The sequence below is a fragment of the Cyanobium sp. Cruz-8D1 genome, assembly GCF_024345975.1.
Taxonomy (GTDB): Bacteria; Cyanobacteriota; Cyanobacteriia; order PCC-6307; family Cyanobiaceae; genus Cyanobium.
The window spans coordinates 87,284-113,365 of sequence record NZ_JAGQCD010000003.1; the positions used below are offsets into that span (position 1 = coordinate 87,284).

The 26,082-nt window shown below is 67.7% G+C and carries 29 protein-coding genes and 1 pseudogene; 14 read left to right on the plus strand and 16 right to left on the minus strand.

Features of this window, described 5'->3' with window-relative positions; genetic code table 11:
• The first annotated feature begins 57 nt into the window (after positions 1–57).
• Positions 58–504 carry an NUDIX hydrolase gene (locus KBZ33_RS03145; RefSeq protein WP_254950454.1) on the plus strand — a complete coding sequence of 149 codons (447 nt, stop codon included), beginning with the start codon at positions 58–60 and terminating at the stop codon, positions 502–504.
• Positions 505–609: 105 nt separating this feature from the next.
• Here the strand turns inward: KBZ33_RS03145 and KBZ33_RS03150 are convergent, their stop codons facing one another.
• Complete coding sequence (locus KBZ33_RS03150) at positions 610–960, minus strand: DUF6444 domain-containing protein (RefSeq protein ID WP_396107888.1); 351 nt, start codon at positions 958–960, stop codon at positions 610–612.
• A gap of 123 nt (positions 961–1,083) precedes the next feature.
• Here KBZ33_RS03150 and dctP point away from each other — a divergent pair, with 123 nt between their 5' ends.
• The 3 genes from dctP to KBZ33_RS03165 all read left to right on the plus strand — a co-directional run bounded on the left by dctP (position 1,084) and on the right by KBZ33_RS03165 (position 4,040).
• The gene (gene dctP / locus KBZ33_RS03155) at positions 1,084–2,085 is read left to right on the plus strand and encodes a TRAP transporter substrate-binding protein DctP (protein WP_254950450.1); all 1,002 of its coding nucleotides are present in this window, start codon (positions 1,084–1,086) and stop codon (positions 2,083–2,085) included.
• A 34-nt stretch (positions 2,086–2,119) separates the two neighbouring features.
• The gene (locus tag KBZ33_RS03160) at positions 2,120–3,583 is read left to right on the plus strand and encodes a diguanylate cyclase (RefSeq protein ID WP_254950448.1); all 1,464 of its coding nucleotides are present in this window, start codon (positions 2,120–2,122) and stop codon (positions 3,581–3,583) included.
• A 295-nt stretch (positions 3,584–3,878) separates the two neighbouring features.
• On the plus strand, positions 3,879–4,040 hold the full coding sequence (locus KBZ33_RS03165; protein WP_254950446.1) for a hypothetical protein: 162 nt from the start codon (positions 3,879–3,881) through the stop codon (positions 4,038–4,040).
• A 34-nt stretch (positions 4,041–4,074) separates the two neighbouring features.
• Here the strand turns inward: KBZ33_RS03165 and KBZ33_RS03170 are convergent, their stop codons facing one another.
• Genes KBZ33_RS03170 through KBZ33_RS03185 form a run of 4 tightly spaced genes read right to left on the minus strand, consistent with a single transcriptional unit; the run spans position 4,075 to position 6,749 of the window.
• A complete protein-coding gene (locus KBZ33_RS03170) occupies positions 4,075–4,848 on the minus strand; it encodes a Coq4 family protein (RefSeq protein ID WP_254950444.1) in 774 nt (257 codons plus the stop codon).
• Positions 4,849–4,902: 54 nt separating this feature from the next.
• Positions 4,903–5,190 (minus strand): 4a-hydroxytetrahydrobiopterin dehydratase, encoded by a 288-nt coding sequence (locus tag KBZ33_RS03175; RefSeq protein ID WP_254950442.1) that lies wholly within the window; start codon positions 5,188–5,190, stop codon positions 4,903–4,905.
• Between the two features lie 25 nt (positions 5,191–5,215).
• On the minus strand, positions 5,216–5,668 hold the full coding sequence (locus KBZ33_RS03180) for a secondary thiamine-phosphate synthase enzyme YjbQ (protein WP_254950440.1): 453 nt from the start codon (positions 5,666–5,668) through the stop codon (positions 5,216–5,218).
• Positions 5,669–5,687: 19 nt separating this feature from the next.
• Positions 5,688–6,749 carry a fatty acid desaturase gene (locus KBZ33_RS03185; protein WP_254950438.1) on the minus strand — a complete coding sequence of 354 codons (1,062 nt, stop codon included), beginning with the start codon at positions 6,747–6,749 and terminating at the stop codon, positions 5,688–5,690.
• Positions 6,750–6,944: 195 nt separating this feature from the next.
• On the opposite strand from KBZ33_RS03185, the gene KBZ33_RS03190 reads away from it, so the two are divergent.
• Positions 6,945–8,486, plus strand: a complete 1,542-nt coding sequence (locus KBZ33_RS03190) for an NAD(P)/FAD-dependent oxidoreductase (RefSeq protein ID WP_254950436.1) — start codon at positions 6,945–6,947, stop codon at positions 8,484–8,486.
• An 11-nt stretch (positions 8,487–8,497) separates the two neighbouring features.
• Here the strand turns inward: KBZ33_RS03190 and KBZ33_RS03195 are convergent, their stop codons facing one another.
• A complete protein-coding gene (locus KBZ33_RS03195; RefSeq protein ID WP_254950434.1) occupies positions 8,498–8,947 on the minus strand; it encodes a DUF2721 domain-containing protein in 450 nt (149 codons plus the stop codon).
• Positions 8,948–9,027: 80 nt separating this feature from the next.
• Between KBZ33_RS03195 and KBZ33_RS03200 the strand changes: the two genes are divergently transcribed.
• Positions 9,028–9,444, plus strand: coding sequence for an OsmC family protein (locus KBZ33_RS03200; RefSeq protein WP_254950432.1), 417 nt, complete (start codon positions 9,028–9,030; stop codon positions 9,442–9,444).
• On the opposite strand, the gene KBZ33_RS03205 is transcribed toward KBZ33_RS03200, so the two are convergent.
• Positions 9,386–10,063, minus strand: coding sequence for a hypothetical protein (locus tag KBZ33_RS03205; RefSeq protein WP_254950430.1), 678 nt, complete (start codon positions 10,061–10,063; stop codon positions 9,386–9,388). The two genes, KBZ33_RS03200 and KBZ33_RS03205, sit on opposite strands and share 59 nt — an antisense overlap.
• 180 nt (positions 10,064–10,243) lie before the next feature.
• On the opposite strand from KBZ33_RS03205, the gene KBZ33_RS03210 reads away from it, so the two are divergent.
• The 3 genes and pseudogenes from KBZ33_RS03210 to KBZ33_RS03220 all read left to right on the plus strand — a co-directional run bounded on the left by KBZ33_RS03210 (position 10,244) and on the right by KBZ33_RS03220 (position 10,975).
• Positions 10,244–10,525 carry a hypothetical protein gene (locus tag KBZ33_RS03210; protein ID WP_255011518.1) on the plus strand — a complete coding sequence of 94 codons (282 nt, stop codon included), beginning with the start codon at positions 10,244–10,246 and terminating at the stop codon, positions 10,523–10,525.
• Positions 10,526–10,548: 23 nt separating this feature from the next.
• Positions 10,549–10,794 (plus strand): annotated as a pseudogene (locus tag KBZ33_RS03215) (DUF2283 domain-containing protein); the annotation flags it as partial.
• 13 nt (positions 10,795–10,807) lie between these two features.
• Positions 10,808–10,975, plus strand: coding sequence for an antitoxin Xre-like helix-turn-helix domain-containing protein (locus KBZ33_RS03220; RefSeq protein ID WP_254950429.1), 168 nt, complete (start codon positions 10,808–10,810; stop codon positions 10,973–10,975).
• A 73-nt stretch (positions 10,976–11,048) separates the two neighbouring features.
• Here KBZ33_RS03220 and KBZ33_RS03225 read toward each other — a convergent pair whose 3' ends face one another.
• Complete coding sequence (locus KBZ33_RS03225) at positions 11,049–11,441, minus strand: type II toxin-antitoxin system VapC family toxin (RefSeq protein ID WP_254950427.1); 393 nt, start codon at positions 11,439–11,441, stop codon at positions 11,049–11,051.
• Positions 11,441–11,692, minus strand: coding sequence for a type II toxin-antitoxin system Phd/YefM family antitoxin (locus KBZ33_RS03230; RefSeq protein ID WP_254950426.1), 252 nt, complete (start codon positions 11,690–11,692; stop codon positions 11,441–11,443). The genes KBZ33_RS03225 and KBZ33_RS03230 overlap by 1 nt, the downstream gene beginning before the upstream one ends.
• A gap of 110 nt (positions 11,693–11,802) precedes the next feature.
• Between KBZ33_RS03230 and KBZ33_RS03235 the strand changes: the two genes are divergently transcribed.
• The 4 genes from KBZ33_RS03235 (at position 11,803) to KBZ33_RS03250 (ending at position 14,878) form a co-directional block, all read left to right on the plus strand.
• Positions 11,803–13,329: a carboxypeptidase M32 gene (locus KBZ33_RS03235; protein ID WP_254950423.1), complete on the plus strand. Its 1,527-nt coding sequence runs from the start codon at positions 11,803–11,805 to the stop codon at positions 13,327–13,329.
• A 54-nt stretch (positions 13,330–13,383) separates the two neighbouring features.
• Entirely contained in the window at positions 13,384–13,971 is a 588-nt protein-coding gene (locus KBZ33_RS03240) for an inorganic diphosphatase (RefSeq protein ID WP_254950421.1), read from the plus strand.
• A gap of 48 nt (positions 13,972–14,019) precedes the next feature.
• The gene (locus KBZ33_RS03245) at positions 14,020–14,565 is read left to right on the plus strand and encodes a L,D-transpeptidase (protein WP_254950419.1); all 546 of its coding nucleotides are present in this window, start codon (positions 14,020–14,022) and stop codon (positions 14,563–14,565) included.
• A 142-nt stretch (positions 14,566–14,707) separates the two neighbouring features.
• Positions 14,708–14,878 (plus strand): hypothetical protein, encoded by a 171-nt coding sequence (locus KBZ33_RS03250; RefSeq protein ID WP_254950417.1) that lies wholly within the window; start codon positions 14,708–14,710, stop codon positions 14,876–14,878.
• On the opposite strand, the gene KBZ33_RS03255 is transcribed toward KBZ33_RS03250, so the two are convergent.
• The 7 genes from KBZ33_RS03255 to rpoD all read right to left on the minus strand — a co-directional run bounded on the left by KBZ33_RS03255 (position 14,824) and on the right by rpoD (position 23,331).
• On the minus strand, positions 14,824–16,860 hold the full coding sequence (locus KBZ33_RS03255; RefSeq protein WP_254950415.1) for a chloride channel protein: 2,037 nt from the start codon (positions 16,858–16,860) through the stop codon (positions 14,824–14,826). The genes KBZ33_RS03250 and KBZ33_RS03255 overlap by 55 nt on opposite strands.
• Complete coding sequence (hemC, locus tag KBZ33_RS03260; protein WP_254950413.1) at positions 16,835–17,788, minus strand: hydroxymethylbilane synthase; 954 nt, start codon at positions 17,786–17,788, stop codon at positions 16,835–16,837. The genes KBZ33_RS03255 and hemC overlap by 26 nt, the downstream gene beginning before the upstream one ends.
• 107 nt (positions 17,789–17,895) lie before the next feature.
• Positions 17,896–18,297, minus strand: coding sequence for a DUF1824 family protein (locus tag KBZ33_RS03265; RefSeq protein ID WP_254950411.1), 402 nt, complete (start codon positions 18,295–18,297; stop codon positions 17,896–17,898).
• Positions 18,203–18,958 carry a phosphatase PAP2 family protein gene (locus KBZ33_RS21580; protein WP_254950410.1) on the minus strand — a complete coding sequence of 252 codons (756 nt, stop codon included), beginning with the start codon at positions 18,956–18,958 and terminating at the stop codon, positions 18,203–18,205. The genes KBZ33_RS03265 and KBZ33_RS21580 overlap by 95 nt, the downstream gene beginning before the upstream one ends.
• On the minus strand, positions 18,955–20,754 hold the full coding sequence (locus KBZ33_RS03275) for a glycosyltransferase family 39 protein (protein WP_254950408.1): 1,800 nt from the start codon (positions 20,752–20,754) through the stop codon (positions 18,955–18,957). Before KBZ33_RS03275 ends, KBZ33_RS21580 begins: the two co-directional genes overlap by 4 nt.
• Positions 20,755–20,832: 78 nt before the next feature.
• A complete protein-coding gene (locus tag KBZ33_RS03280; RefSeq protein ID WP_254950406.1) occupies positions 20,833–21,942 on the minus strand; it encodes a glycosyltransferase family 2 protein in 1,110 nt (369 codons plus the stop codon).
• A 39-nt stretch (positions 21,943–21,981) separates the two neighbouring features.
• Complete coding sequence (rpoD, locus tag KBZ33_RS03285; RefSeq protein WP_254950404.1) at positions 21,982–23,331, minus strand: RNA polymerase sigma factor RpoD; 1,350 nt, start codon at positions 23,329–23,331, stop codon at positions 21,982–21,984.
• A 436-nt stretch (positions 23,332–23,767) separates the two neighbouring features.
• Between rpoD and priA the strand changes: the two genes are divergently transcribed.
• A complete protein-coding gene (gene priA, locus KBZ33_RS03290; protein ID WP_254950402.1) occupies positions 23,768–26,065 on the plus strand; it encodes a primosomal protein N' in 2,298 nt (765 codons plus the stop codon).
• The last annotated feature ends 17 nt before the right edge of the window (positions 26,066–26,082 follow it).

Below are 26,082 nucleotides of genomic sequence, written 5' to 3' on the forward strand. Positions count from 1 at the left end.
GGGCGCGTTGATGGGCGCTGGGCCACCAGAGTGAGGGGGAGATGGCTGAAACGGCTGGTGGCCCGGCTACGCCTCTACTGGCTGGCTGCCCGGCTGTTTGATAGCTACCTGCTGCTGGCCCGGCCCCATAGCCACGGCGCTCTGGTGGCGATCTGGCACCAGGGGCGCCTGCTGCTGGTGCAGACGAGCTACCGCCGCGGCCTCGGGCTGCCGGGAGGGGGCCTGGAGCGGCGGGAAACGGCGCGGCAGGCGGCGGTGCGGGAGCTGGCCGAGGAGCTGGGGCTGCGGGTGTCGCCAGAGGAGCTTGTGGATCCCTGGCAGATCACCGAAACCTCAGCGCGGGGCAAGAACAGCGTGACAATCTTCACGCTGCGGGCCGCGCACGAGCCGACGATCCAGCTCGACGGCCTCGAGTTGATGGCGGGCTACTGGCTGACGACACAGGAGGCGCTGGGCCGGCCGCTGGTCAACCACGTGCGGGAGTATCTGATGGAGAGGGGCTGAAACAGTCCCGTTCGGACGTGCTCAGCAAGCCCAGACCTCGGCCAGCGCGATCCGAAGGCCGGTGAACAGCGGTGCGGCATCGAGCAGCTGGGGTCACCATCACCATCACCCACTGCCAGCCGCGTTTGCCATTGGCTGCTGCCGTGCCGCCGCCAGCGCTTCTGCCATCGGTTGCTGATGGCGCAACGGCTCGGGATCCTCTCCCTGCAGCAGGGTGCCGCAGCGACGGCAGGCATCCGGATGGTGCTCCACCACCTCATCCACCCGCTCGATCAGCAGCAGCTCCGGCCCCGATCCCGGCTGCCCCTGCTGAGCGCCGCGCTTGGGGCCACGGCCTCTGCGTCGTTCGGGTGGCTTAATGCCAGGCCCGTCACTGGAGGGCGCTTTGGAAGAGTTGCGCGAGCTGCGGCCGTTCCGCTCACGCAAGTTGACTGGCTCGGTGGCCAAGGCGGTCAGCTGTGATTGGAGGGCCTAATATCCAGCGGAGCCTTGTGGCCAGCGTGAGCCGCGATATCAGTTGGCCCTTGAACTGACGACCCCTTGGTCCTGAACCGCCAAGCCACGGCACGCCTGCTCCTGATGGCCGGAGTGGTGGCGCTGTTTTTTGTGGCCTGGCGGCACTTCAGAATCATCCCGATGCTGGTCCTGGGTCAGCCCCAGTCAGTTGGACTGCTGCAGCGTGACCAGGAAGCTCCCTTCTTTCGTAATCTGGCAGACAGCACAGATCTGCCATTGATCATCACCTACAGAACGGCTGATTCCTTTGGATTGAAGGATACCCACCAGCTTGAAGCCCTGCGCGATGGACGCATGGATATCGTGTCCCTCCGCTTCATGCAGAACAACGCCAAGGAACCCGCCTTGGAGGGCCTGGATCTGCCAGGCATGATTCCAGACTTCCAGCAGGCCCGACAGGTTGTTGAGGCCTATGGCCCCACGCTGGACCGCTATCTGCAGGACAGCTTCGGAGCCAAGCTGCTTGGACTCTGGAGCTTCGGTCCCCAGGTCATGGTCTGCCGAAGCCCTTTGGGTGGCCTGAAGGATCTGAAGGGACGCAAGGTGAGGATCGCCAGCCCCGGGCTGGCGCAGTTGATTGCCGCGATTGGCGGAATCCCAGCAATTCTTCCCTTTGAAGACACCAAGGAAGCCCTGGCCCTTGGTATGGTCGACTGTGCCGTGACCAGTGCCGCCTCCGCTAACTTCGCTGGCTGGACAGAGCACACCCACGACTATTTCCCCCTCGCCTTTCAATTTGGCTTCAACGGCTATGCCATCTCCCTGGCGAAGTGGAAGGCGCTACGGCCTGAGGAGCAGGACCGCCTGGCGCAGGCCTTCAGGGCTTTCAGTGTGAAGCTGTGGCGCTATTCCGAGGACCTGCAACGGGAGTCCGAACGTTGCATTCGGGCGGATCCTGTCGTCAGCTGCGACCCTCTGCCCTGCGCCATGTCCCGGTCAGCAGCCAGGACGTTCAGCTTCTGCAGCGGCTCTCCCGGGAGGTCGTCCTGCCCAGCTGGTCCGCCCGCTGTGAAGCGCTTCGCCCGGGCTGTCGTCAAACATGGAACCAGATTGTGGCTCCTGTGACGGGATTTGCCCGTCCGACCCAGCGCATCCGGTGATGCCCAGTCGCCTTGCCGATGGGAGCCCTGGTGAGCGACCGTCCATCACCCTGCCGCTTCAGAGTGCGGGCCTCCTTTGTGCGTTGATCTTCCTGATCAACTCCATCTTTGAAGTGCTGGTCATCAATCATCTGTATGGATCCCAGTATTTCCTCATTGCCCTGCTGCTGGCAGTCCTGTCTCTCTGGGCCTTCCTTGAGGTAGCGCTGATCGGTCGACGGGCCGTCATGCCACCTCTGCGGATTCTCAAGCTGCTGCTGGCTAGTCAGATCGTCTTGATCCTGATCCGTCATGGCGGAGACTTTTCTTCCCGTTCAGCGGCTTTGTCCAGTGCTGCGAATCCGGCTCTGTCTCCGCAATTCGGCCTGGCTATCGTGTCCTTGCCGATCTATCTGCTGCTGTTCCTGGCGATCAGTCGCTGCCTGATCGATGCTTTCTCCTATGCCGAGCGTCGCCGGGCAAAGCAATTGCTGCGCCAGATGACCATTCTCAAGCAGACCAAGGCAGAGCTTCAGCCCAGTGAATTGCGGTATCGCTTGATTGCCGACAATGTGGACGATGTGATCTGGACCCTGGATTCCCAGGGACGATTCACCTTCATCAGCCCATCCGTGAAGACTCTTCTTGGCTATGGGGCCGAGCAGTGGATCGGCAAGCCTCTCAAAAGTCTGCTGGATCCAGCTTCCGCCTTCTCCTTGGAGAGTGCCCTCAAGCAGTGGCTCAAGCAGCGGCAACCGGTCGACGCCGTGCTGCCGTCCCATCGGGCGGCACTCGAACATGTTCATCAGGATGGCTCCCTGCTCTGGACTGAGATCACCATGGCGACACTGCGCCAGGAGGATGGGCAGCTGATGGGTTTTGTTGTCGTCACAAGGGATATCCACATTCGTAAGCTCTACGAGCGCAATCTCAGCGAGGCACGCGATGCCGCCGAAGAAACCAACAGTGCTCTGATCTCAGCAAACGCGTTGCTACACGGTCGTGCTACGACTGACGGGCTCACAGGTCTCTTGAATCGCCGTCATTTCGAGGACATTCTGCGGGCGCAGATGAAGACGAGCGCTGAGTATAATGAGAGCCTATCTCTCATGGTGATTGATGTTGACAGCTTCAAGGATATCAATGACATATCTGGTCACACTCTGGGCGACAGAATTTTGGTTGATGTGTCCAACTTAATTGCGGCCAGTCTGCGTAAGTCCGATCGACTGGCTCGCTGGGGCGGGGATGAATTCATCATGATGATGCCCCGGGTCCAGGCTGATGAGGCTCTTCAGGTGGCGAACCGTCTGTGCGAGAGCGTCGCCTGTCACACGTTTCCTGGAGGACGGGTGGTCACGCTGAGCATCGGCGTGGCGGAACGTCGTCCCCACGAGAGCCTGGACCAGTGGTTTGATCGCGCCGATGCCGCGCTCTATGCCGTGAAAAAAGCAGGGCGCAATGCCGCCAGGCACAGCGCCTGATCCCAGCCTTGCCCAAGGGGCCGGGACGAATCGGCGCCCCTGGCTGGGGCTGCATGCTGACGCCATCGCTGCTCCGGCCCCATGGCCCCTTCGGTTCTGGATCCAGGTGCTGGTGAGGCTGACATTCTCCCAGGTGGTGCGGGCGCAGCTGTCACCGGCGATGCGCTCGGTGCGATGAACCATGGGGAACAGTTGGTGCTGTGCCTGGGCACCTTCTGGAGAGACTGCGGTGCCATCGCCCACCACATGGTCGCGGAACTGATACAGCCAGAACGACTGACTCCACCAGAAGGGTGTGTCCCCCAGATCCAGAGCCTCACGCGGCCACCAGTTCCTCCAGCCACGCCTGGAAACGGCCACGGTCCGCCTCGATCCCCGGGCCTGGGCCAAGGCGATCGCCTCATGCCGGCGCTGCTGCCAGATCCAGCGCTGGGAGGAGCTCAGCTCGATGGATTGAGCCTAATCACACCCTGCCGTTGGGGCGTGGGGCCTCAGGCGGCCAGCGCCGCCACCAGGTCAGGGTTGGCCTGCCAGCTGTAGGTCCCCTCCTGCACCGCCTCAATGCCCAGCTCGGCCCGCAGCTCCTCCAGGTTCTGCTCCATCCGCTCCTCCCAGATCACCGGAAACAGCGGCCGGGCCTCGGCGCCGATGTGCAGCCCCTTGCTGATCATGCCGAAGGCGTAACCGGCGGTGCGCGCCTGCTCGGCAGGGGTTTCATGCTCATCGAACGGCTTGTCGTTGCGGAACCAGTTGAGCAGCAGCGCCATCAGATCGGTGAAGGCCAGGCCCGGATGGGCGAACTGGGCCACGCTGATGCTGATGACACCGAGTTCGCCGAAATTGTCGAGGCTGAAGCCGCTCACGATGTGATGGATGTCGTGGGTGGCATAGACCCGATAGTTGATGAAATCGGCGTCGCTGTCCAGATTGGCGAAGAACTCGGGTTTGGGGAAGAAATTGATGTCGTAACCCATCGTCTCCAGCACCGTGGCGTAGGTGTGCCCCAGGGTTCCCTTCGGCAGGGCCTTGAGGGCCGTGGCGTCGTAGGGGCCGCTGAGCCGCCGCTGCTCAATCAGGGCCACCGCGGCCGGGTCCCGCAGCAGCAACGCCCGGCAGACCTGCATCGGCCGGGACTGGCGCAGCCGATGGGAGAGCTGGAAGACGTTGTTGGCCGACGCACCGGCTCCGGCGGCCAGATCGGCGAGTTCCAGAAACGCGTGGATGTTCTCCTCAGTGGCGATCCGATCGAGGTAGCGAAATCCCATGGCTGCGGCGCGGGGCGGAGGGTGCACCCAGGGAAACTAGACGTGACGCCAGCCTCAGCTCACCAACGCATCGATGCGGCGCGCCAGTTTCACGTCCAGGTCCGACAGGCCGCCGGTGTCGTGGGTGGTGAGGTTGATCGTCACCCGGTTCCAGACATTGCACCACTCCGGGTGGTGCTCCAACGCCTCGGCCGCCAGGGCCACCCGGGTCATGAAGCCGAAGGCGGCGGAAAAATCGGCGAAGCGCAGTTCGCGGTGCAATTTGCCCTCGCGCATGGTCCACTGCGGCAGTTCGGTGGGCAACGCAGCGATCTGGGCCGGAGTCAGGGGCTGGGCAGCCATGGCGGTAGGGGGCAAGGGATCAGGCTCATTCGCCGAGCAGATGCAGGCTGAAGCGGCGCCGGTGCGGCCGGGCCCGGTGCTCCCACACATACACCGCCTGCCACATTCCCAGCAGCAGCCGGCCCGATTGGAACGGCAACACCAGGCTGGTGCAGGTGAGCGCGGTGCGGATGTGGGCGGGCATGTCGTCGGGGCCTTCGTCGTCATGCACCCAGGCGCGCCGCTCGCCCTGGCCGCTGAGCGGCCGCACCCCCTCGGGGGGCACCAGAGCCCGCAGAAAAGCAGCGAGATCGAGCAGCACCCTGGGATCGGCGTTCTCGTTGATCGTCAGCGAACACGAGGTGTGCTGGCTGGCGATGGTGGCGCTGCCCAACTGCAGCCCGCTGGCGGCGATCAGCCCATTGACGGCGCCGGTGATGTCATCGAAACCCTCGCCCTTGGTGGTGAGCTCCAGATGGCGGAGAGTCTGGCGCAACATCAGGGCCTCCTGGCGATGGTCAGCCGGCGGCGGCCACCCGCAGGGCCGATCGCTGCTCCTCGATCGTGGTCAGGTGGCAGGCCTGGGGATCCCAGAGGATGTAGCTGAAGCAGCCGGGAATATCGGCCAGCGACAGCCGCCTCACGCCGCTCAGTAGATGGGCATTGCGCCCATGGCAGGCCCGCAGCCGGTAGTTGGGGATCTTCGAGGAGAGGTGGTGGATGGCGTGACAGCCGATGTCGGCCGAGAACCAGTTGAAGATCGGCGGCAGCTCCAGATCGCTGGTACCTTCCAGCACGCCGGTCATCTCGCTCCAGCCGGCGGTGGCATGGGCGTAGGAGCCCGGGAAGTTGTGCTGCACAAAGAAGATGCAGATGAAGATCGCCGCCGCACAGGCCATCACCGGGGTGTAGATCGACCAGAACACACCGGCACCGAGCCAGTGGGCCATCAGCCACCAGGAGCCGATCACGGCGATGTTGTTGGCCACGAGGTGGCGGAATTCCCCGTTGGTGTACCAGTGCTTGGAGCGGTAACTGGCCAGGATCTCGCCGAGGCCCATCGGCTCCGGGCTGCGCAGGCAGGCCATCAGGTGGGGGAAGAAGCCCGCCAGCCCCAGCACCAGGGCCACCCGGGGCTTGATCACCAGGTAGAAAAAGCCACCAGGGAACAGCATCGCCGGGTGGCGCAGCACGCCATAAAACCGTTGCTGGCCGGGGCTGAGCGCCGCAAAGGCGCTGGTGGTCACCAGGGCCGACGGTCCCTGGTACTTCTCCCAGTCGCCGTTGTGGCGGTGGTGGTAGGCATGGCCCCGCGACCAGGGGTATTGGGGAATGGCACTGAGCACCCCGAGCAGGAAGCCGAACACCTGGTTGGCCCGCCGGCTGCGGAACAAGGAGTCGTGGCCGCAGTCGTGCATCAGCGAGAAGATGCGCGCCAGCAGCAGCACCATCACCACCATCGTGGGGATCAGCAGCAGCGGAGCGTGCTTGAGGCTCCAGTCGGCGAGCCACCAGAGGGCCGCGTAGGGGATCACGGTGTTGGCGATCTGCCAGCCGCCGCGCAGATTCGAGCTGTCCATGAACGGCTTCAGCTCGAAATCGCCGCGCTTGGGCTGACGAACCTCGGCGCGATCGGACAGGGTGGCTGGCGAGATTCCCTGCGGCAATGCAAACCTTTGATGGTCGGTCGATCCTAGGCAGGGATCCAGCGCGGCGATAGCCGTGCTGGCGAAGGAAATCTGAATAGGATCGGCAGCGGAAATGCGGCGCCCAAGGTGAGCGACCTGATCGTCGTGGGCAGTGGTCTCGGCGGCCTCTGTGCCGGTGCCATCGCCGCCCGCCATGGCCTCGATGTGGTGGTGCTCGAAGCCCACACCACCCCGGGCGGCGCTGCCCATGGCTTTCGCCGCGGCCCCTTTCAGTTCGAATCCGGCCCGTCGCTGTGGAGTGGCCTGGGCCGCTGGCCCAGCACCAACCCCCTGGCCCAGGTGCTGCGGGCGGTGGGGGAAACCCTGCCCGTGGCCTCCTACCGCGACTGGGGCCTGCTGCTGCCCGAGGGATCGCTGCGGGTCGGGGTGGGGCAGGGGCCCTTCCTGGCCCTGCTGCGCGAGCTGCGCGGCCTGGCGGTGGCCGAGGAATGGGACCGGTTCCTGACGGCCCTCCAACCCAGCTGTGAGGCGGCCCGTTCCCTGCCCCTGCTGGCCCTGCGCCCCGGGGCGGGGCTGGCCACCACCCTCGGCGGCGGCAACGCCCTGCGCCTGCTCGGCCAGGCGGGGCGGCTGGCCAGCCTCGGGGGCGCCTTCGGGCCGATCGCCCGCCGCCACCTCAGCGATCCCTTCCTGCTGCATTGGGTCGAGCTGCTCTGCTTCCTGATCTCGGGCCTGCCGATGGACCAGACCAGCGCCGCCGCCATGGCGACCCTGTTCGGCGAATGGTTCGAGCCCGATGCCTGCCTCGACTACCCCATCGGCGGCAGCGGGGCCGTGGCCGCCGCGCTGGTGCGCGGGATGGAGCGCCACGGCGGCCGGCTGCGCACCGAAGCGCCGGTGGCAGAAATCCTGGTGGAGCGGGGGCGGGCCGTCGGAGTCCGGCTTGAGAATGGCGAACGCCTCGAGGCGCAGCGCGGTGTGATCGCCAACACCAGCCCCTGGGACCTGCTGTCCCTGCTTGCAGAGGACGCGGTGCCCTCCCGCTGGCGGCGGCGCCAGGCGGCCACCCCGGCCTGCGCCAGCTTCCTGCACTGGCACCTGGCCCTGCGCGGCGACGACCTCGATCACCTGCCGATCCACCACGTCTGGGTGGGCGACTGGCAACGGGGCATCGGCGCCGAGCGCAACATGGTGGTGCTGTCGATGCCCTCCCGGCTCGACCCGGCCTGCGTCCCACCGGGCCACCAGGTGTTGCACGGCTACACGCCGGCCAATGAGCCCTGGGAGCTGTGGCAGGGGCTGGAGCGGGGCAGCGCCGCCTACGAAGCCCTGAAAAGGGAACGCTGCGCCGTTTTCGGACAGGTGCTCTCCCAGGTGCTGCCCGACTGGCAGGAGCGGGTGGTGATCGAACTGCAGGGCACCCCCCTCACCCAGCGCCGCTACCTGCGCACGCACCAGGGCAGCTACGGCCCGGCCTGGCCGGCCAGCGGCGGCCCCTTCCCCGGCGGCACCACCCCGATCGAGGGGCTGGTGCTGTGCGGTGCCGGCGTGTTCCCGGGCATCGGCGTGCCGCCGGTGGCGGTGAGCGGCGCCATGGCGGCCCACCGCTTCGTGGCGGCGCGCCAGCAGCGGCAACTCTTGGAGGAGATCGGCCTGACGAACCTCTAGGGCTGCAGCGCTCAGAAGTGCCGCAGGGCCTTGTTGCCCAGCTGCACCTCGCGCAGCAGCAGCAGCACCGCCGTCATCAGCGAGCCCATCGCCAGCACGAACAGCAGGGCCACCAGGGGGGTCAGGTCGATCGTGGCCACGGTGCTCAGGAACAGCACCATCACCACCGTCGCCACCAACAGGAAGCTGGTGGTGGCACAGGCGAAGGCCGCCGAGGCCAGGGTCATGCGGCGGCGGTGCAGCAGCAGCTCCCACTCCAGCTCCCGCGACCGGGCCTTGCTGGCGGCCGGATCCCGTGCCTTGATCACCCGGGCCCGGTCGATGATGCGCGACAAGCGGGTGGTGATCACCCCCAGCAGGCCGCTGATACCCGCCAGCAGGAACACCGGCGTCACCGCCAGCCGGATCGTTTCGGCCAACCCCACGGAGTTCGGGTTGGCCACCAGCAGGATCAGCGGCAAGGATCCACAGCACGCGGCCAGCAACTTAGGCCGGTGGCCCCTGCCAGCCTGCCCAGGCATTCGCCAGTCCCCCGCCCGCCATGACCACGATCACCTGCCGCTACGAAGGCGCCCTGCGCTGCGCGGCGCAGCACGCCGCCTCCGGCTCGCGGCTGACCACCGATGCCCCCGTCGACAACCAGGGCAAGGGGGAGGCCTTCTCCCCCACCGACCTGGTGGGCACGGCCCTGGCCACCTGCCTTCTCACGGTGATGGGCATCGTCGCCGAACGCCAGGGAATTGCCCTGGAGGGCGCCACGGTGCGGCTGGAGAAGGGCATGAGCAGCAGCGGTGAGCGCCGCATCGCCCTGCTGGAGGCCTGGATCGACCTGCCGGCCGGCCTCGGGAGCGAGCAGCGCCAGCTGCTGATCCGTGCCGGCGAGAGCTGCCCGGTGAAGGTCAGCCTGGAAGGCTGCGTGCCGATGCGGCTGCACTGGACTCCGGCGGCGGCGGACTGAGGGTGACACCCACCTCCAGCTGCTCGAGCGGCGAGGTGGGGTCCACCGGCACCAGCAGCACCATGGTGCTGGCGGCGGGCCGGGTGCCGGGCTGCTCCTGGAGGATCTCCAGCGCCACCATCGTCTTGCGCCACTGCAGGATCTTGCCCTCCAGCAGGGCCACGAAGTCGTCGCAGGTCCAGCGGGCCCCTTCGCCGCGGCAGGGGTAGCGCTCCAGCACATCGAGGATCTCCATTTCCCGCAGCGGCGCCGCTGCGGCCGGATCCCACACCAGCAGATAGTTGCCGTCGAGGGCGTTGGCCTCCAGCAGGCTCGCCTCACTGGCCAGCAGGGTGTCGAGGGCCATCTCGTCGTCGTCCCGCTCGATGGCGGTGAGCAGGGCCTCCAGCACCAGCTGGGTGTCGTCGTCGAGCTGGTCGCAATGGACCGTGAGCAGGCCCGTCACCGCCAGTTCGATCTCCCCGAGCGGCAGCACCATCGTCAGGGCCCGCAGGATGGCGCTGAGCACGTCGCCGGCTTCGCCATTGCTGGGCTCGTCGTCCAGCACCAGATCGGGGTCGGCCATGAACCGTTCGATGGCCGCGAGCACCAGGTCCTGCTCCGGAGAAGGGGGATGCATCGATCCAGCTGCAGACGTCACGTACGACCACCATGGCGCCGCCAGCGCTGGGCTGGTATCGGCGTTGTGCGATTCAGAGCGGGGGGTGGGGGTGGGTCGTGAACCCAAGGCGGCCAGAGGAAGGCTGATCTGCTCCGCCGTCCGCTCACCGATCTGCAAGGGAGGGGATTGAGGTGGGAGTTGAAGACGACGGCCTACTTCCTGGATGTGGTGTGCCAGAAACACCCTGGTATCGAGGAGGCCTGGATCCTGCGCGTGCTGGCCCAGCCACTGGAAGAGCGCCGTCAGGCGAATGGACGCCCTGCCCTGTGGGGCCTGGTGCCGGAAGCACAGAATCGTGCGCCCAGGGTCATGACTCTTGAAGACCGGGAGACTGTTCACAACGCCTTCATTGATCGGGGTTTCCTCAGAGCACAAAACCGTCTGCAACAACCACCCTCCGCTGCGCCCCCCGCGCCATGAAGATCCGCTAGTTCCCGGATACCGACACTCTCTACATCGAACTGGCCGATCGGGTGAGCAGCAGCTCTGAGGCTGTGCGCGACAACCTGATCTTGGATTTCGATGCCCAGGGAAACCCGATTGGGGTGACGTTGGAGCACGATTCCCAGATCAGCGACAGCAGCACAATCGAGACCCTGCCGCCGATCACCCCTGTTCTGCAGCCTGCTGATTTCGCCGCAACAGAGCCAACTTTGATGCAGATACAGCAGAGTCCTGCCACGGGTTGATCGCCCGCCTCCGGTGGAGACCGCTGTGGCTCCGCCCACGGATGGCCAGCTGCTGCTGCGGGCGGTGCTGCGAGCGTCCGACGAGCTGGAGCTGAGCCGCACGGCCCTGGCGCGGGTGCTGGGCCGCGACCGCTCCCTCTTTGGCCGAGGCAAGGGCATCGACCCCGCCAGCAAGAATTGAAGAACGGTGCATCACTTCCCCCGCGAGCTGTTCCTGTTCGAAGGGGAGCTGCCGCAGGGCTGGGATCCATCCGTCACCAGAGCAAGCGGCAGGGGAAGGTGCTCAAGGCGGGGTCGATGCTCACCAGTTGCAAACCCTCCAGCTCCGCCTGGGCCGCCAGCAGCCGATCGAACGGATCGCGATGGGCCTGGGGGTAAGCGCCAGCGCGAACACCGTGATGCAACTGCACGGCAAGGGGCTGGAAGCCCTGCTGCTGCACAAGGGAAGGTAGATCCAGAAGCAGTCCTTCGGCGCCAGGAAGTTGGCCCAGCCTGGCTTTGGTGGCGATCTCCCAGCCGGAGGCAGCGCTCACGAAGATGGCCGCCGCCGGATCGCCAATGGCCTTCTGGGCGATCCCGGAGAGCTTCTCCGGTTCCACCAACCACCAGAGCAGGGCATGGGTATCCAGCAGGAGGGACGCAGCCATCAACGGGGCAGCGCTGCATCGAGGGCGTCGAGCTCCTCGGGGGGCAGGGGGGCCAGGAGCACGTCCGTGGCAGGAAGCTGCAGTCGCCCACGCAGCACCCCGGGCTGGCGGCGAGGCTGATCCGGATCCAGCGGCACCAGCCGCGCCCAGGGCTTGCCGTCCTTCGCCACCAGGATGGTTTCACCGGCATGGGCGGCGTCGATCAGCCGCGAGAACTGGGTCTTGGCCTCATGAACGTTGACGGTGCGCATAGCGGACGCTGCCCATCGAGGGTTCGAACATGTATCGAGATTAGTCCGGATGTGGACCCAGGGCAGCATCCCCCTGGCGCCATGCTGGCTCCACCGGCTCGACCGATCCCATGCCCGCAGCGGCTCCAGCCCTCGACCAGCTCCAGCAGCACCTGCACACCACCCGCCTGCTGGGGTCGATCAGCAGCACCCTCTATTACGACCAGAACACGGTGATGCCCGCCGCCGGTGCCGCCTGGCGCGGTGAGCAGCTGGCCCTGCTGGCCGCCCAGCTGCACGAGCGCCAGAGCAGTGCGGCCTACGCCGACCTGGTGGCCGCCGCCGAAGCCGAGCTCGGCTCTGACGCGCCCCCGCAGCAGCGCCGCAACCTGCAGTTGCTGCGTCTGGAACTCGACCGCCAGTGCTGCCTCGATCCGGCGCTGGTCACCGCCCTGGCCCGGGCCCAGTCGCGGGGCAATGCGGTCTGGCAGCAGGCCAGGGCCGCCAACGACTTCTCCGCCTTCGCGCCGGCCCTGCGGCAGCTGATCGAGCTGCGCCGCGAGCAGGCCAGCCAGCTGGCGGCGGCCGAAGCCGTGGCCCGCAGCCCCTGGGAAATCCTGGCCCAGCCGTTCGAGCCCGACATCAGCAAGGCGCGGCTCCAGGAGCTGTTCGCGCCGCTGGCGGCCCAGCTGCCCGGCCTGCTGGAGCAGGTGGCAGCCGCCCCTGCCCCCAGCCAGGCCCAGGCCTTCGACCTGCCGGAAGCCCTGCAGGAGATCCTTTGCAGCGAGCTGCTCGACGGCTGGGGTTACGACGGCCGCCGCTGCCAGCGCTCCCGCTCCGCCCACCCTTTCTCCTGCACCGTGGGCCCCGAGGACTTCCGCATCACCACCCGCGTCGTACGCGGCCAGCCGCTGTCGGCCTTCCTGGCCACCGCCCATGAATGGGGCCACTCCCTCTATGAGCAGGGTCTGCCCCGCACGGACGACCATTTCTTCCCCTGGCCCCTGGGGGAAGCCACCTCGATGGGGGTGCACGAGTCCCAGTCGCTGTTCTGGGAGTGCCGGGTGGCCCGCAGCCGTGCCTTCGCCGAGCGCTGGCATCCGCGCTTCTGCCAGGGCCTGGGGTCCGATCCCTGGGGCGGCGCCCGCGGGTTCTGGCGATCCTTCAACCCGCTGCGGCCGGGCCTGATCCGGGTGGAAGCCGACGAACTCAGCTACAGCCTGCACATCGTGCTGCGCTTTGAGCTGGAGCTGGCGCTGCTGGAGCAGGACCTGCCGGTGGAGGAACTCCCCGAGCAGTGGAACCGGCGCTTCAAGGACCTGCTGGGCCTGGTGCCGCCCGGCGATGCCGAAGGCTGCCTGCAGGACATCCATTGGGCCGAGGGCCTGTTCGGCTATTTCCCCTCCTATGCCCTGGGCCATCTGATCAGCGCCCAGATCTCCGAGAGCCTGGAGCAGCAGATCGGCCCGATCGAAACTCTTGTCGCGGCAGGCCAGGAGTCGGCGCTGCAGGAGTGGCTCGCCCGGAGCCTCTGGCCCCTGGGCCGCTCGGTCAACGCCGAGCAGCTGGTCGAGCAGGTCACGGGCCGGCCGCTGAGCTCGGACGCTTTTCTGGCCTACCTGCGCAGCAAGGTGGACCAGCTGGGCGGGGAAACCTGAAGCGGCTCTGCCGGGGCCTGCTGCCTAAGATGCCGCCGCAGAAAAGACCCCACCATGGCGAACATCGACCACGCCCCCAGCCGCACCATGCTGAACCTGCTGCATGTGCTGCCGGCCTTCGCCGATGAGTCCGAGCTGCGGCTCAACGCCATCGTGGAGCTCAACTCCAACACGATCAACAAATACGAGCTGATCAACGAAACCGGCCACCTGAAGCTGGATCGGGTCGGCTACTCCTCCCTGGCCTATCCCTTTGCCTACGGCTGCATTCCCCGCACCTGGGACGAGGACGGTGATCCCCTCGACATCGAGATCGTCGGCGTCACCGAACCCCTGGTGCCCGGCAGCCTGGTGGAGGCCCGCATCATCGGCATCATGTGCTTCGACGATGGCGGCGAAGTGGACGACAAGGTGATTGCCGTGCTGGCCGACGACAAGCGCATGGATCACATCACCAGCTACACCCAGCTGGGGGAGCACTGGCTGAAGGAGACCCAGTACTACTGGGAGCACTACAAGGATCTCAAAAAGCCCGGCACCTGCAAGGTCAACGGCTTCCACGACACCGGCGAAGCGGTACGGATCATCAAGGAATGCGAAGATCGTTACATGACGGTCATTGACCCCTCTCTGGTCGACTGACAACCCCCGCCTCCGCCACCCGGCGTCCTCCCTGAGCCCACTGCATCCATGTCGCGTTCCCTCGTCCTTGCCCTGCTTCTGACGACCGGCGGGAGCGCCGCAATGGCCTCAGGAGCGCCGGCCACAGCCCCGGTCATCGCGCCGGCTGTTCAGGTGCCGGCCACGACACCGGCCACAGCCGCCGTCACCAGCACCAAGGAAATCGTGCTGGAACTGGGCAAGCGCACGATCAGCCTGCGCGACAACGGCAAGGTGCTGGGCAGCTGGCCGGTGGCCATCGGTGATGCCGCCAACCCCACCCCCAAGGGACGCTTCCTGGTGCAGACCAAGGTGGTCAATCCCCAGTACCAGAGCACCGCCAGCGGCAAGGTCAACGCGACCAAGGGTCCCAATGGCCCCCTGGGTGATCGCTGGATCGGCTTCAAGCGCAGCGGCCCCAACCAGTACGGCATCCATGGCACCCCGAGCGCCTGGGCCTGGACCGTCACCTCCCGCTCCGCCGTCACCAACGGCTGTGTCCGGATGCTCACCCCCCATGTGCGTGCCCTGTTTGACCAGGTGGAGGTGGGAACGCCGGTGGTGGTGAAACCCTGAACGCTGCAGGGTGATCCCGGGGAAACGGTCAGCGACCGAAAAGATTCTGGAGATTGACCTGGGAGGGTTTGATGTCTGGGTGCAAACACCTAATCTCAAAAAACCGATCCCGAGCGGCACCCTTCCAGGCCGTCCCCTTTCCATGTTCAACTCCGGCAACCCCCTCACCACCGACCAGCTGAACAGCACGTCGCTGAAATGGGGCAACGATGGCGAACTCTCCGAACTGGATCTGCAGCGCATTCTCGGGCTGCTTTCTCAGGTCGACCCCTTCGCCGAGGCCCTGATGGAGGGCCGCTCCGAAGCCGCCTGAAAACGGCGCGCCTGGGCCCTGGCCATGCCGTCACGGCTGGCCATGCCCCGCAACCGCTCCACGGCAAGCCCCCCGGCAGGCAAGCCGTGGGGCAGGTGATCCCCAGATCCTCCCTCCAGCTCGAAGACCGGCAGCTGCCGCAGACCATTGGGTCCCAGTTGATCTTCGAGCCGATCGAGCTTCACCCCCATCGGCAGCCATACCAGGTCCGTGCGCACGCAGTCCGCCAGGCACAGCGGCCCCTGACGGTGCACGTCGGAGGAGAGCCCTCTCTGCAGGTCGCCGATCGTCACCAGCCCCAGAACCAGTCCGTCCTGCTCCACAAGCAGTCCATGGCCATGGCTGTCGAGGAGCCTGGCCAGGGCGGCTGAAGCCGTCATCGCCGCCGGCAGCACCAGGGGTTCCTCCGGATCGAAGGCCTCCTCCACGCCGATCGCAGCCAGCTGGCCGCGGCGCCGCTCCTCAAGCGGATCAGGGCCCATCAGGCCGGGATCGTGGATGCCCTGCCAGCGCTCCACCAGGGCGGCGCTGAGGCCGGCCGCCGCCATCAGCGGCAGCACGATGCGGATGTCGCGGGTGAGCTCAAACAACAGCAGCAACGCCGTGAGCGGCGCCCTGGCACTGCCCGCCAGCACCGCCGCCATGCCGACCATGGCGTAGGCCGGAGGTTCGGCCACCGGCAGGTTGAGGCCGCCGCTGCCCAGGGCCTGGCCATAGCAGCTGCCCAGCACCGCGCCCAGGAACAGGGAAGGCGCGAAGCCTCCGCCCACAAAGCCGGTGGCGTTGCTCACGGTGGTGGCCACCAGCTTGACGCCGATCAGGGCCACCAGGGTGAGCAGGGGGATGCCGCCGTCCCGGCCCAGCAGCGCTTCGATCGTGTCGTAGCCGACGCCCAGCACCTGGGGAAACACCAGGGCCATGGCCCCAAGCGCCGCTCCCCCCAGAGCTGTGGGCATCCCTGGCGGCAGCCGCCGCACCACGGACTGCACCCGCTCGCCCCGGCCCGCCGCCAGCAGCCGGATCAGCAGCCACGACATCAGGCTGGCCAGCAGGCCCAGCCCCAGATACAGGGGCAGCTCCAGGGGCGAGCGCACCTCATAAGCAGGCAGGCGCAGGATCGGCGTATCACCAAGGCACAGCTGGGTGACCAGCGCTGAGGCCACCGCCGCCACCAGCACCGCCCGCAGGCTGGGCCGTCCAGGGATGGCGCTGTAACTGCCCTCGAAGGCGAAGAACACGCCGGCGATCGGCGCCTTGAAACCGGCCGCCAGGCCCGCCGCCACCCCGGCCCCCACCAGCGCCTTCTGGGCCTGGGGGGAGAGGCGGGCCTTGAGGGCCACCCATAGGCCGATGTTGCCGCCGCCCTCCACGCTCGGACCCTCCGGCCCGAGGGAGGCGCCACTGCCCAGGCTCAGGGAGGCCGCCACCAGCCGCAGCCAGGGCAGGCGCGGCTCGCCGCCCTGGCGGCCATCGGCGATCGCCATCAGGCTCGACAGTCCCGGGCCGATGCTGCCGGCCCCATGACGCAACAGGCCCACCGCCAGACCGCCCAGGGTCGGGACCACCACCACCGGCCAGAGAGCCAGCCAGTCGGGCGCGGTGGCCTGGCTGATGGGCGTGGGTTCGGGCGGTGGCAGCGGTGGCTTCGCCAGCAGGCCGATGCCATCGAGACCGAGCTGGAGCAGGGCCCGCAGGGGGGTGCCACTGTCGGGCGCCAGCGGTGGCAGGTCGATCGGCGGCAGGTCGGCGGGGGAAGCAGGGCTGGAACGCCCGATCACCAGCAGGCCCTCCACGAACGGGCCGAACAGAAAATTGTTGATGAAGCCCAGAAGTTCGTGGAACGCCACCACCGCCAGGCCGGTCAGGGTGCCGATCAGGGCCGCCCAGGCCAGCAGGTTCCATTGGAAAGGGAGGCCGCGATCGGCCTCCGGCCCTGGAGCCCGGTGACCGTTGGCCTCAGCTTCCGGGGCGGACGGTGGCAAAGATTTCCTCCAGGATCTCTCCGGCCCCCTGGGCCCGCAGGGTTCCCGCCAGCGCCAGGCCGATCGCCTCGGGGTCGCTGGCCGGACCACGACAGCTGTCGCGCAGCAGCCGCTGGCCGTCGATGCTGGCCACCATGCCGGTCAGCACCAGCTGGTCGTTCTCGAAGTGGGTGTTGACGCCGATGGGCACCTGACAACCCCCTTCCAGGCTGCGCAGGAAGGAGCGCTCGGCCAGGCAGCGACGGGCCGTCGGCAGGTGCTCCAGCACGCCGATGGTGTCGAGCACGGCCTGGTCACCGGCGCGGCACTCGATGCCCAGGGCCCCCTGGCCCACGGCATGCAGCGAAATCGACGGATCGATCAGCTCGTGGATGCGCTCACCCAGGCCCAGCCGGCTGAGACCGGCGGCCGCCAGGATCAGGCAGTCGTAGACGCCGGCGTCGAGCTTCTCCAGGCGGGTGATCACGTTGCCCCGCACGTCCTTGAACGTCAGGTGGGGGTGGTGGTGACGCAGCTGGGCCAGGCGGCGCAGGGAGCTGGTTCCCACCACGCTGCCCTCGGGCAGGGTGGCGAGGCTGAGCTCTTTGTGCCGTTCATGCACCACCAGGGCATCGGCGGGATCCTCCCGCTCGGTGATACAGCCCAGGATCAGCCCCTCCGGCAGGTTGGTGGGCAGGTCCTTGAGGCTGTGCACGGCGATGTCGGCCCGGTCGACCAGCATCTGGGCCTCCAGTTCCTTGGTGAACAGGCCCTTGTCGCCGATCTTGGCCAGGGCCACATCGAGAATCTTGTCCCCCTGGGTGGCCATCGCCTCGATCGCGATCGTCAGCTCGGGGTGGGCCCGGGTGAGTTCGTCCCGCACCCAGTGGGTCTGGACCATGGCCAGCTGGCTGCGGCGGGAGGCGATGCGCAGGGTGGAGCTGGCCATTGGACGCTTCGGGCGGCAGCGACGGCTGCCAGGCAACAGCCGATCAGCCTAGGGACCGGCCTGACCCTGCTTCCGGCCGGCGGACGGAACGTGATCAGCTGATGGGATCAGGCGAACAGATCCAGCGGCAGGGGACCCCAGGTGTCCTCGGCGGCCGGATCGGAGCCCTCCTGCCCGGTGATCAGAATCCCCTCGCCGAGGCCCTCCTCCCGGCGCACGTGGAACACCCCCGTGCGCTGGTTGCCCTTCAGGAACACCCCACCGGGCTCCCCCTCACCGGCGTCGCCTGGCTGCAGGGTCGGCCAGGCGAGGGTCGCCTCGAGCTCACGCAGGGCCGCCACCGCCGACGACGACGACGGCGCCATGATGCCGACCGTGAACCAGCCACAGGCCCCGAGCAGGGGGATCAGCTCCTCACGCAGCAGGCGGGCCTGATCCCCGTCGAGATGAGGGGCTGATCGGAGTCCCCTCAGAGCGGCCAGGCCGGAGGTGGGCAGGTCGGTCGTCAAGGGATCGCAGCGATGGAACCGTGCCACTCTGAAGGTCTGCGGCGACCGGCTCCCGCCAGAAGGCCAGACACACCGTCAGCCAGGCCAGCCCGAGGGCGGCCCCCGCCAGCAGATCCGTGGGCCAGTGGGCGCGCACGTAAAGGGTGCTGAGCCAGACCAGGCCCACCAGCAGACAGGCGGCGACCGTGAGCAGACGCCGCACGCGGGGATGGTGGGACCCCAGGATCACCACCATGGCGAAGTAGAAGGCCACGGCCCCGGCGGCATGGCCGCTGGGGAAGCTGTGGCCATCAAGCGGCAGCAGGCTGCCGGGGGGGCGCGGTCGGCTGAACAGGGGCTTGAACACCAGATCCACCAGGGCCAGGATGCCGCCGGTGGCCATCACCAGCAGGCGCAGATCCTTCCACCACTTGCGCAGCAGCAGATGGATCAGCGCCATCGCCACCAGGACGGCGGTGAAGCCGACACCGGTGGCCCTGTACACCTGGGTTAGAGCATCCCCCAACCAGACGGGCAGGTGATTACCGAGCCAGACCAGGACGGCGTCATCCAGCAACGCCAGGGGTCGGCCCGGGGCCACGGCCTCAAACAGCCCCACCAACAGGGCGAGGCAGGCCGGCACCAGGACCTTGTCGCGCGGCAGCAGACGGAAATGAATCACGGCACCAAGTAGCGACGGGGCACACGCCAGAGGGCCAGCTCGCCTGCGCGGGACAGGCGCTCGACAGCCTCCGCGGGCAGGCCCAGCCCCTCGAGATCGCGACGATCACCCAGCAGCCGCAGCGACCGACTGGCCGGTGTGAGCCTGAGGGAGGCGGGGTCTTGCAGCGCCAGTTGGGCGATGTGGACGCGATCGGAGACGAAGACGGCCTCGGGCTCGCCGTAGAAGAGCAGGCTGTAGCGCATGGTGCCGACGATCAGCAGCGGCTCATGAGGCTGGGCGGCGGCCTTGGCCCCACGGGCCATCTGACGCAGGGGCAGCTGGCGCTCACGGTCGAGCAGGGGGCCGAGGGGCGCGATCACCAGGCCCAGCACCGCCAGGAAGCCGGCCAGGCTGGGCAGCCACAACCAGCCGGTCGCCGCCGGACGCAGCAGCAGCACCAGCAGGGCCAGGGCCGTGAGCCCCAGACACAGGGACAGCAGCAACGGCAGGCCGGACCGTGACAGGGCCGCAGCGAACTCCGGATAGGCGGGATCGCTCGCCACCCACCCAGGGGCCAGGGCCGCCGCCACCGCCATCGCCGCCAGCAGCAGCACCTCGAGGGCAGCGGCGATCCGCACCCCTGCCCCTGCCCTGCCGGCGCCCAACCCCGGCAGCGGGAGCCACAGCAGCGCCACAAGCAGGCTTGCCGCCGGCAGGGCCGGCAGGATGTAGCCGGGCAACTTGGTGGCGGCGGCGGAGAAGAAGGCCACCACCAGCACCAGCCACAGCAGCAGGAACAGGCCCAGTTCCGCCGGGGCGGCTGCTTCGGCAGCGTCGCGCTTCGCCATCCGCCAGCGGCCCGGCTGCCAGAAACCCTGGGCCGCGATCGCCAGGGGCAGGAACAGCGACCAGGGCAGCACCAGCAGCACCAGCCAGGGCAGGTAGAACCAGGGGGGACCGGGGTGGTTGTACAGCACCGTGGTGAAGCGCTGCAGGTTGCTGAACCCCAGGAACCCACCCAGGAAGTCAGCGCCGTTGACGACGGCCGCCGCCATGTACCAGGGGGCACTCACCCCCAGGAAGAGGGCCACCATGGCCAGCAACGGACGCCAGCGCAGCCAGGCCCGCCAATGGCCCGTGAGCAGCAGGAAGACCACCACCACCAGACTGGGCAACAACAGACCCACCGGGCCCTTGGCCAGGACAGCGATCGCCGCGAACAGCGCCATGGCCGCCCGGCCGAGGTCAGCCCGCCAGGGGTCGCTGCGGTGGCGATGGGCCAAGAGGAAGCCGAACAACGCCAGGCTGATGGCGCTGGACAGGAACATGTCCGTGGTGGAGGTGCGTCCAAAGCCGATCCAGCCCGGGGTCGTGGCGATCACCCCAGCCGCCACCGCCGCCCGCAGCACCCGTGGCCGGCCGGCTTCGCCCGCCGGGGACCAGGCCAGCATCAGGCCGAAGCCCGCCACCACCACGGCACTGGCGGCGAGGGCCACCGGCAGCCGGGCAGCCCACTCGCTGACCCCGAACAACCGGAAGCTGAGGCCCACCATCCAGTACCCCCAGACGGGGTAATCGAAGAAGCGCTCGCCGTTCCACCAGGGGGTGATCCAGTCGCCCCGCTCCAGCATCTGGTGGCCCACCTCCACGAACAGGGCCTCGGTCTTGTCCATCAGACCGAGGCTGCCCAGGCCCTGGAAGAAGGCCAGCCAGCAGAGCAGCAGGAGCCAGAAGCCGGTCAGCACCCAGATCATCCGCCGGTGCATGCGGGCGCTGGCACGCTCCGGCAGGGCCCCGTGGGCAGCAGACACCATCCCTTGATGAACGCCAGGTCAAGAGAAAGTTAAGGCCGGGCGCCGCCAGCGTGGGCAACGGCTGACGGCGGACCCTGCTCAGGGGGTGTTCCAGACGAAACGGGAGGACGCCGCGTACTTCCAGACGAAGTCGACGGCGATCCCCGCCAGCAGGGCGAGCAGCGGCTGCGGAGTGACCTGGCGGAAGAAGGCGGAGGACACCCCGACGTTGGCCGCCATCCCCAGAGATGTGACGAGCAGAAAGCGGATCAGACCGAACACCAGCGCCATGCCGCTGAGCTGCTGGGAGCGGAAGGTCAGCACGTTGTTGATCAGATAGTTGGAGCAGCCGGCACAGACCACCGCCACCACCTGGGCCTGCTCGAAGCCCAGTCCGGCCAGCTGCTGCATCAGGGCGAACACCAGCAGGTGAATACCGATGCCGGTGGCGCCCACCAGGGCAAAGCTGACGGCCCGCCGCGGCACCATCCGCAACAGCAGGGTATGCAGGATCGAGACGCCAAGATCCCAGATCACCGCCACATTCAGCTTCGACTCGCCAGCACTGCGGGGCTGGAATCGCAGCGGCATCTCCGCCACCACCAGGTGACCGTGGCTGAGCGCCAGCAATTCGTAAAGAAATTTGAACCCGTTGACATCCACCTGCCGGACGAAAGGCAGGCACCGCTCCGGACGCAGAACGAAGAAGCCGCTCATGTAGTCGGTGAGATGGCGGTAACGGGGCAAGCTGAAGCGGGCCACCGCATTGGCCCAAGTGGAGTTCCGCTCGCGCTGCTCGCTCAGGCCCATGATGCTGGCCTGATGGTGGAAGCGGCTGCCGATCAAAAGATCGCCACCACCTTCCAGAAGTGCTGAAACGGCGTGGGCCACGGAGGCAGGTTCGTGCTGGCCATCGCTGTCCATGACCACCACGACATCACCGGTGGCATCGAGAATGCCTTCCTTGATGGCACTGGAGAGGCCGAAACGCCCCACCCTGCGGATCAGCCTGACGCTGTCATGGTGATGGGCCAGCTGACGGATTTTATCGGATGTTCCGTCGTTGGAGTCATCATCAACGAACAGCAATTCAAGATCATATTGATCTCCCAACGACAGCAATGAGCTGACGATGGGTTCAACGTTGTCGCATTCGTTGAACGTGGGCAGGACCACCGACAGCCGCAACACATCACCAGCTTCAATCATCAGGAGGGTTGCCCTTATGTGGAGGCTGTCAATGGGCGGCTACTTGATGTATTCCTTCAGAACACCATTGCGGTTGGGATGGCGCAGCTTGCGAAGTGCTTTGGCTTCAATCTGACGAATGCGCTCGCGCGTCACGTCGAAGATCTGGCCGATTTCTTCCAGGGTCTTCATCCGGCCATCATCCAGGCCGTAGCGCAGACGCAGCACGTCACGCTCGCGGGGGCTGAGGGTGGCCAGGACACCTTCGAGGTCTTCCCGCAGCAGGTTCTTGGCCACGTCCTGCTCAGGATTTTCGATGTCGGCCTCGATGAAGTCGCCCAGCCTGGAGTCTTCCTCCTTACCGATGGGCGTTTCCAGGGAGATCGGCAGCTGGGCCGATTTGGCGATGAAGCGCAGCTTCTCGATCGTCATCTCCATGCTCTCGGCGATCTCTTCTTCCGTGGGCTTACGGCCGAATTCCTGCGAGAGGGTCTTGGTGGTCTTCTTGATCCTGGAGATCGTCTCGTAGAGGTGAACGGGAAGCCGGATCGTGCGGCTCTGGTCGGCAATCGCGCGGGTGATCGCCTGGCGGATCCACCAGGTGGCATAGGTGGAGAACTTGTAGCCCTTCTCGTGGTCGAACTTCTCAGCGGCACGAATCAGGCCGAGGCTGCCCTCCTGGATCAGGTCCTGAAAGGAAAGCCCCCGGTTCATGTATTTCTTGGCGATCGACACCACCAGTCGCAGGTTCGACTGGACCATCTTTTCCTTGGCCCGCCGGCCCAGCATCAGACGCCGACGGAACTTGATCAGCGGCATGTCGAAGATGCCCGCCCATTCCTTGCTGTCGGGGAAATGGCCCTTGTCGGCCTCAAATTCGGCCGCCTTCTCCTCCAGTTCGAGCAGGTCTGCGATCTTGCGGGCCAGCTCGATCTCCTCATCGGGCCGGAGCAGACGGATACGGCCAATCTCCTGGAGATAGACGCGAATCGAATCCTCGGTGTAGACCCCCTTGGGCCCCACCTTGATGCCGGCCAGGGCCTTGGCGCTCTTGGCCTCCTTAGGGGCGTCGGCGCCGGACTCCGGCTGGTCATCAACGCCGTTGAGGCCCTCCTCGAGGACCACCACCGCGGGCTGGGCCGCAGTGGGTTTAGCGGCAGTTTTCGCTGCCGTCTTGGGGGCAGTTTTGGCGGCGGTTTTCGGAGCGGCTTTCGGAGCGGCTTTCGGAGCGGTTTTCGGAGCGGTTTTGGCCCCAGGCTTCGCCGCCGCCTTGGCGCGGGGAGGCGTCTTTCTGGCCGTCGCAGAGGCTGCCGCAGCCGCCGGCTCGATCGGCGTCACTTCACCGCTGGCGGTGACGGTGGCCAGGATTTCAGGAACGGCGAGTTTGGCCTTGGCGGCGACTGGGCTCATGGAAACGACGCGAAAAGGAAGAGGGGCGGAGCAGAAGGGAGGCGAGGCAGGACTGGCGGGGACGACCCGCTCGATCCGTCGGGGCTCAGGGGGCGAGTTCTCAACCTGGGGCTCGGATCCTCCACGGACCCGGCACGAAGCAGGTCGGGAGGGAAAGGACAGCAACAGGACGTCGCGGGATGGATGACCCCCGTTACGGAGCCCCTGAGTCTGGATCGTGGATGGATCGCTCCAGGAGCGCGAATGGGATGGGAAGAACGGCCAGAGCCGGTGCAGGGCTGTCACGGGTGGTCTCAGACCGGAGAAATGGCAAAGGAGTAAATCCCTGCATCCTCAGCGGGTCTTCCCTGTGGACGGAACTCTGCTCGGTTCCGACAGCCGCCTTGCGAGCGGCCCAACTCCGCCATCCTAGGAATGGCGTGAGATCTTTGCAAGATTGCTAGCCAGCTCCACCCCCCCTCTGCTCGGGACAGCCGCTCCAGGCTGGCTGGAGGTCTGGCTGGAAGCCGGCCGGGAGGGGCGGATCTTCACCTACGCCAACCCCGAAGCCCTCGGCATCGGCGTGGGCGACCTGGTGCGGGTCCGTCTCCAGGGGCGGCCCCACACCGGCCTGGTGGTGGCCACGGCGACGGTTTGCCCGGCGGCCATGGAGGGACGGACGATCCTGCCGCTGGAAGCGGTGCTGCAGAGCGCCGCGATCGATCCCCACTGGCAGGCCCTGCTTGAGGCGGTGGCCCGGCAATGCCACACCGGCCTGTTCCGCACCCTGAAGAGCGCCCTGCCGCCCGGCTGGCTGGGACAGGCCCGCCGGGCGCCCGCGGGCCAGGGGCGGATCCTCTGGACGGTGCGGCTCAACCCGGACACCAGCGCGGTGGCCAGGCACCCCCGCCAGCAGGAACTGGTGGACCATCTGGCCAGCCACGGGGGAGCGCGGCTGTTGCGTGATCTGGTCCAGGAGGCCGGCTTCGGACGCAGCCTGATCGGCACGATGGAGCGCCGCGGGCTGCTCCTGAAGGAGTCCGGCCGCGGCCCGGCGCGGGCCAGCGGCGCTGGGGCCACCCCCCTGGAGCTCCCCCAGCGGGCCAGCCCAGCCCAGGCCGAGGCGATGGCGGCGATCGCCGACGCCCCACCCGGCCAGGCCCTGCTTCTGTGGGGGGTGACCGGATCCGGCAAGACCGAGGTCTACCTGCAGGCCGCGGCCCGGGAGCTGGCGGCGGGGCGCAGCGTGCTGGTCCTGGCGCCGGAGATCGGCCTCATCCCCCAGCTGCTGGATCGCTGCCGGCGGCGCTTCGGCGTGACGGTGATTGAATATCACAGCGGCATGGGCGATGGCGAGCGGGTCGTGGCCTGGCGCCGCTGCCTCGAGGCCGCCCTGCACCAGGAGCCCTGCCTCGCCGTCGGCACCCGCTCCGCCGTCTTCCTGCCACTGGGCCACCTGGGCCTGATCGTGCTCGATGAGGAACACGACGCCTCCTACAAGCAGGAGAGCCCCATGCCCTGCTACCACGCGCGGGAGGTGGCCCGGTTGCGGGCCCACCAGACCGGGGCCAGGCTGGTGCTCGGCAGTGCCACGCCCTCGCTGGAAACCTGGTGGCGCTGCCAGCCGGGGCCGCAGGGCCTGCCCGGCGACACCCGCCTGTTGCCGCTGCCGGAGCGCATCGGCCAGCGGCCCCTGCCGCCGGTGCGGCTGGTGGACATGCGCCAGGAGCTGGTCGACGGCCATCGCCGCCTGATCAGCCGCCCCCTGATGGCCCGGTTGGAGAAGCTGCAGGAAACGGGCGAGCAGGCCGTCGTGCTGGTGCCGCGGCGCGGCTACCGCTCCTTCCTGAGCTGCCGCAGCTGCGGCGAGGTGGTGCTCTGCCCCCACTGCGACGTGGCCCTGACCGTGCATCGCGGCGCCCGGGCCGGCGGCCAGGAGGGCCGGGAATGGCTGCGCTGTCACTGGTGCGACCACCGCCAGGAGATGGGCGACCGCTGCGGCCACTGCGGCTCCACCGCCTTCAAACCCTTCGGTGCCGGCACCCAGCGGGTGATGGAGCAGCTCGCCACGGAGCTGGAGGGCCTGCGGTTGATCCGCTTCGACCGCGACACCACCCGGGGGCGGGATGGCCATCGCCGCCTGCTGGAACGCTTCGCGGCCGGCGAGGCGGATGTGCTGGTGGGGACCCAGATGCTGGCCAAGGGCATGGACCTGCCGGCGGTGACCCTGGCGGCGGTGCTGGCGGCCGACGGCCTGCTGCACCGGCCGGACCTGCGCGCCTCAGAACAGTGCCTGCAGCTGCTGCTGCAGCTCGCCGGCCGGGCCGGTCGGGGCGAACGCCCCGGCGAAGTGCTGGTGCAGACCTACAGCCCCAACCATCCCGTGATCCGGCACCTGGTGGACGGCCGCTATGGGGCCTTCCTGGCCGAGGAGCTGGAGCTGCGGCGCCAGGGGGGCATGGTGCCCTTCGGGCGGGCCTGCCTGCTGCGACTGGCCGGTCCCAGCGCCAGCGGCACCGCCACCGCCGCCGCCGCCCTGGCCGAAAGAATCCGCCCCGCCCTGGAGAAGGCCGGCTGGGTGCTGATCGGGCCGGCGCCAGCCCCGGTGGCCAGGGTCGCGGGCCGCAGCCGCTGGCAACTGCTGCTGCACGGCCCTGGCACTGCGGTCCTGCCCCTGCCCCCCGAAAGCGACCTGCGGCGGGCCCTGCCCCAGGGGGTCAGCCTGACGATCGATCCCGACCCGCTGGAGCTCTGAAGATTGGCGCCGGCGGC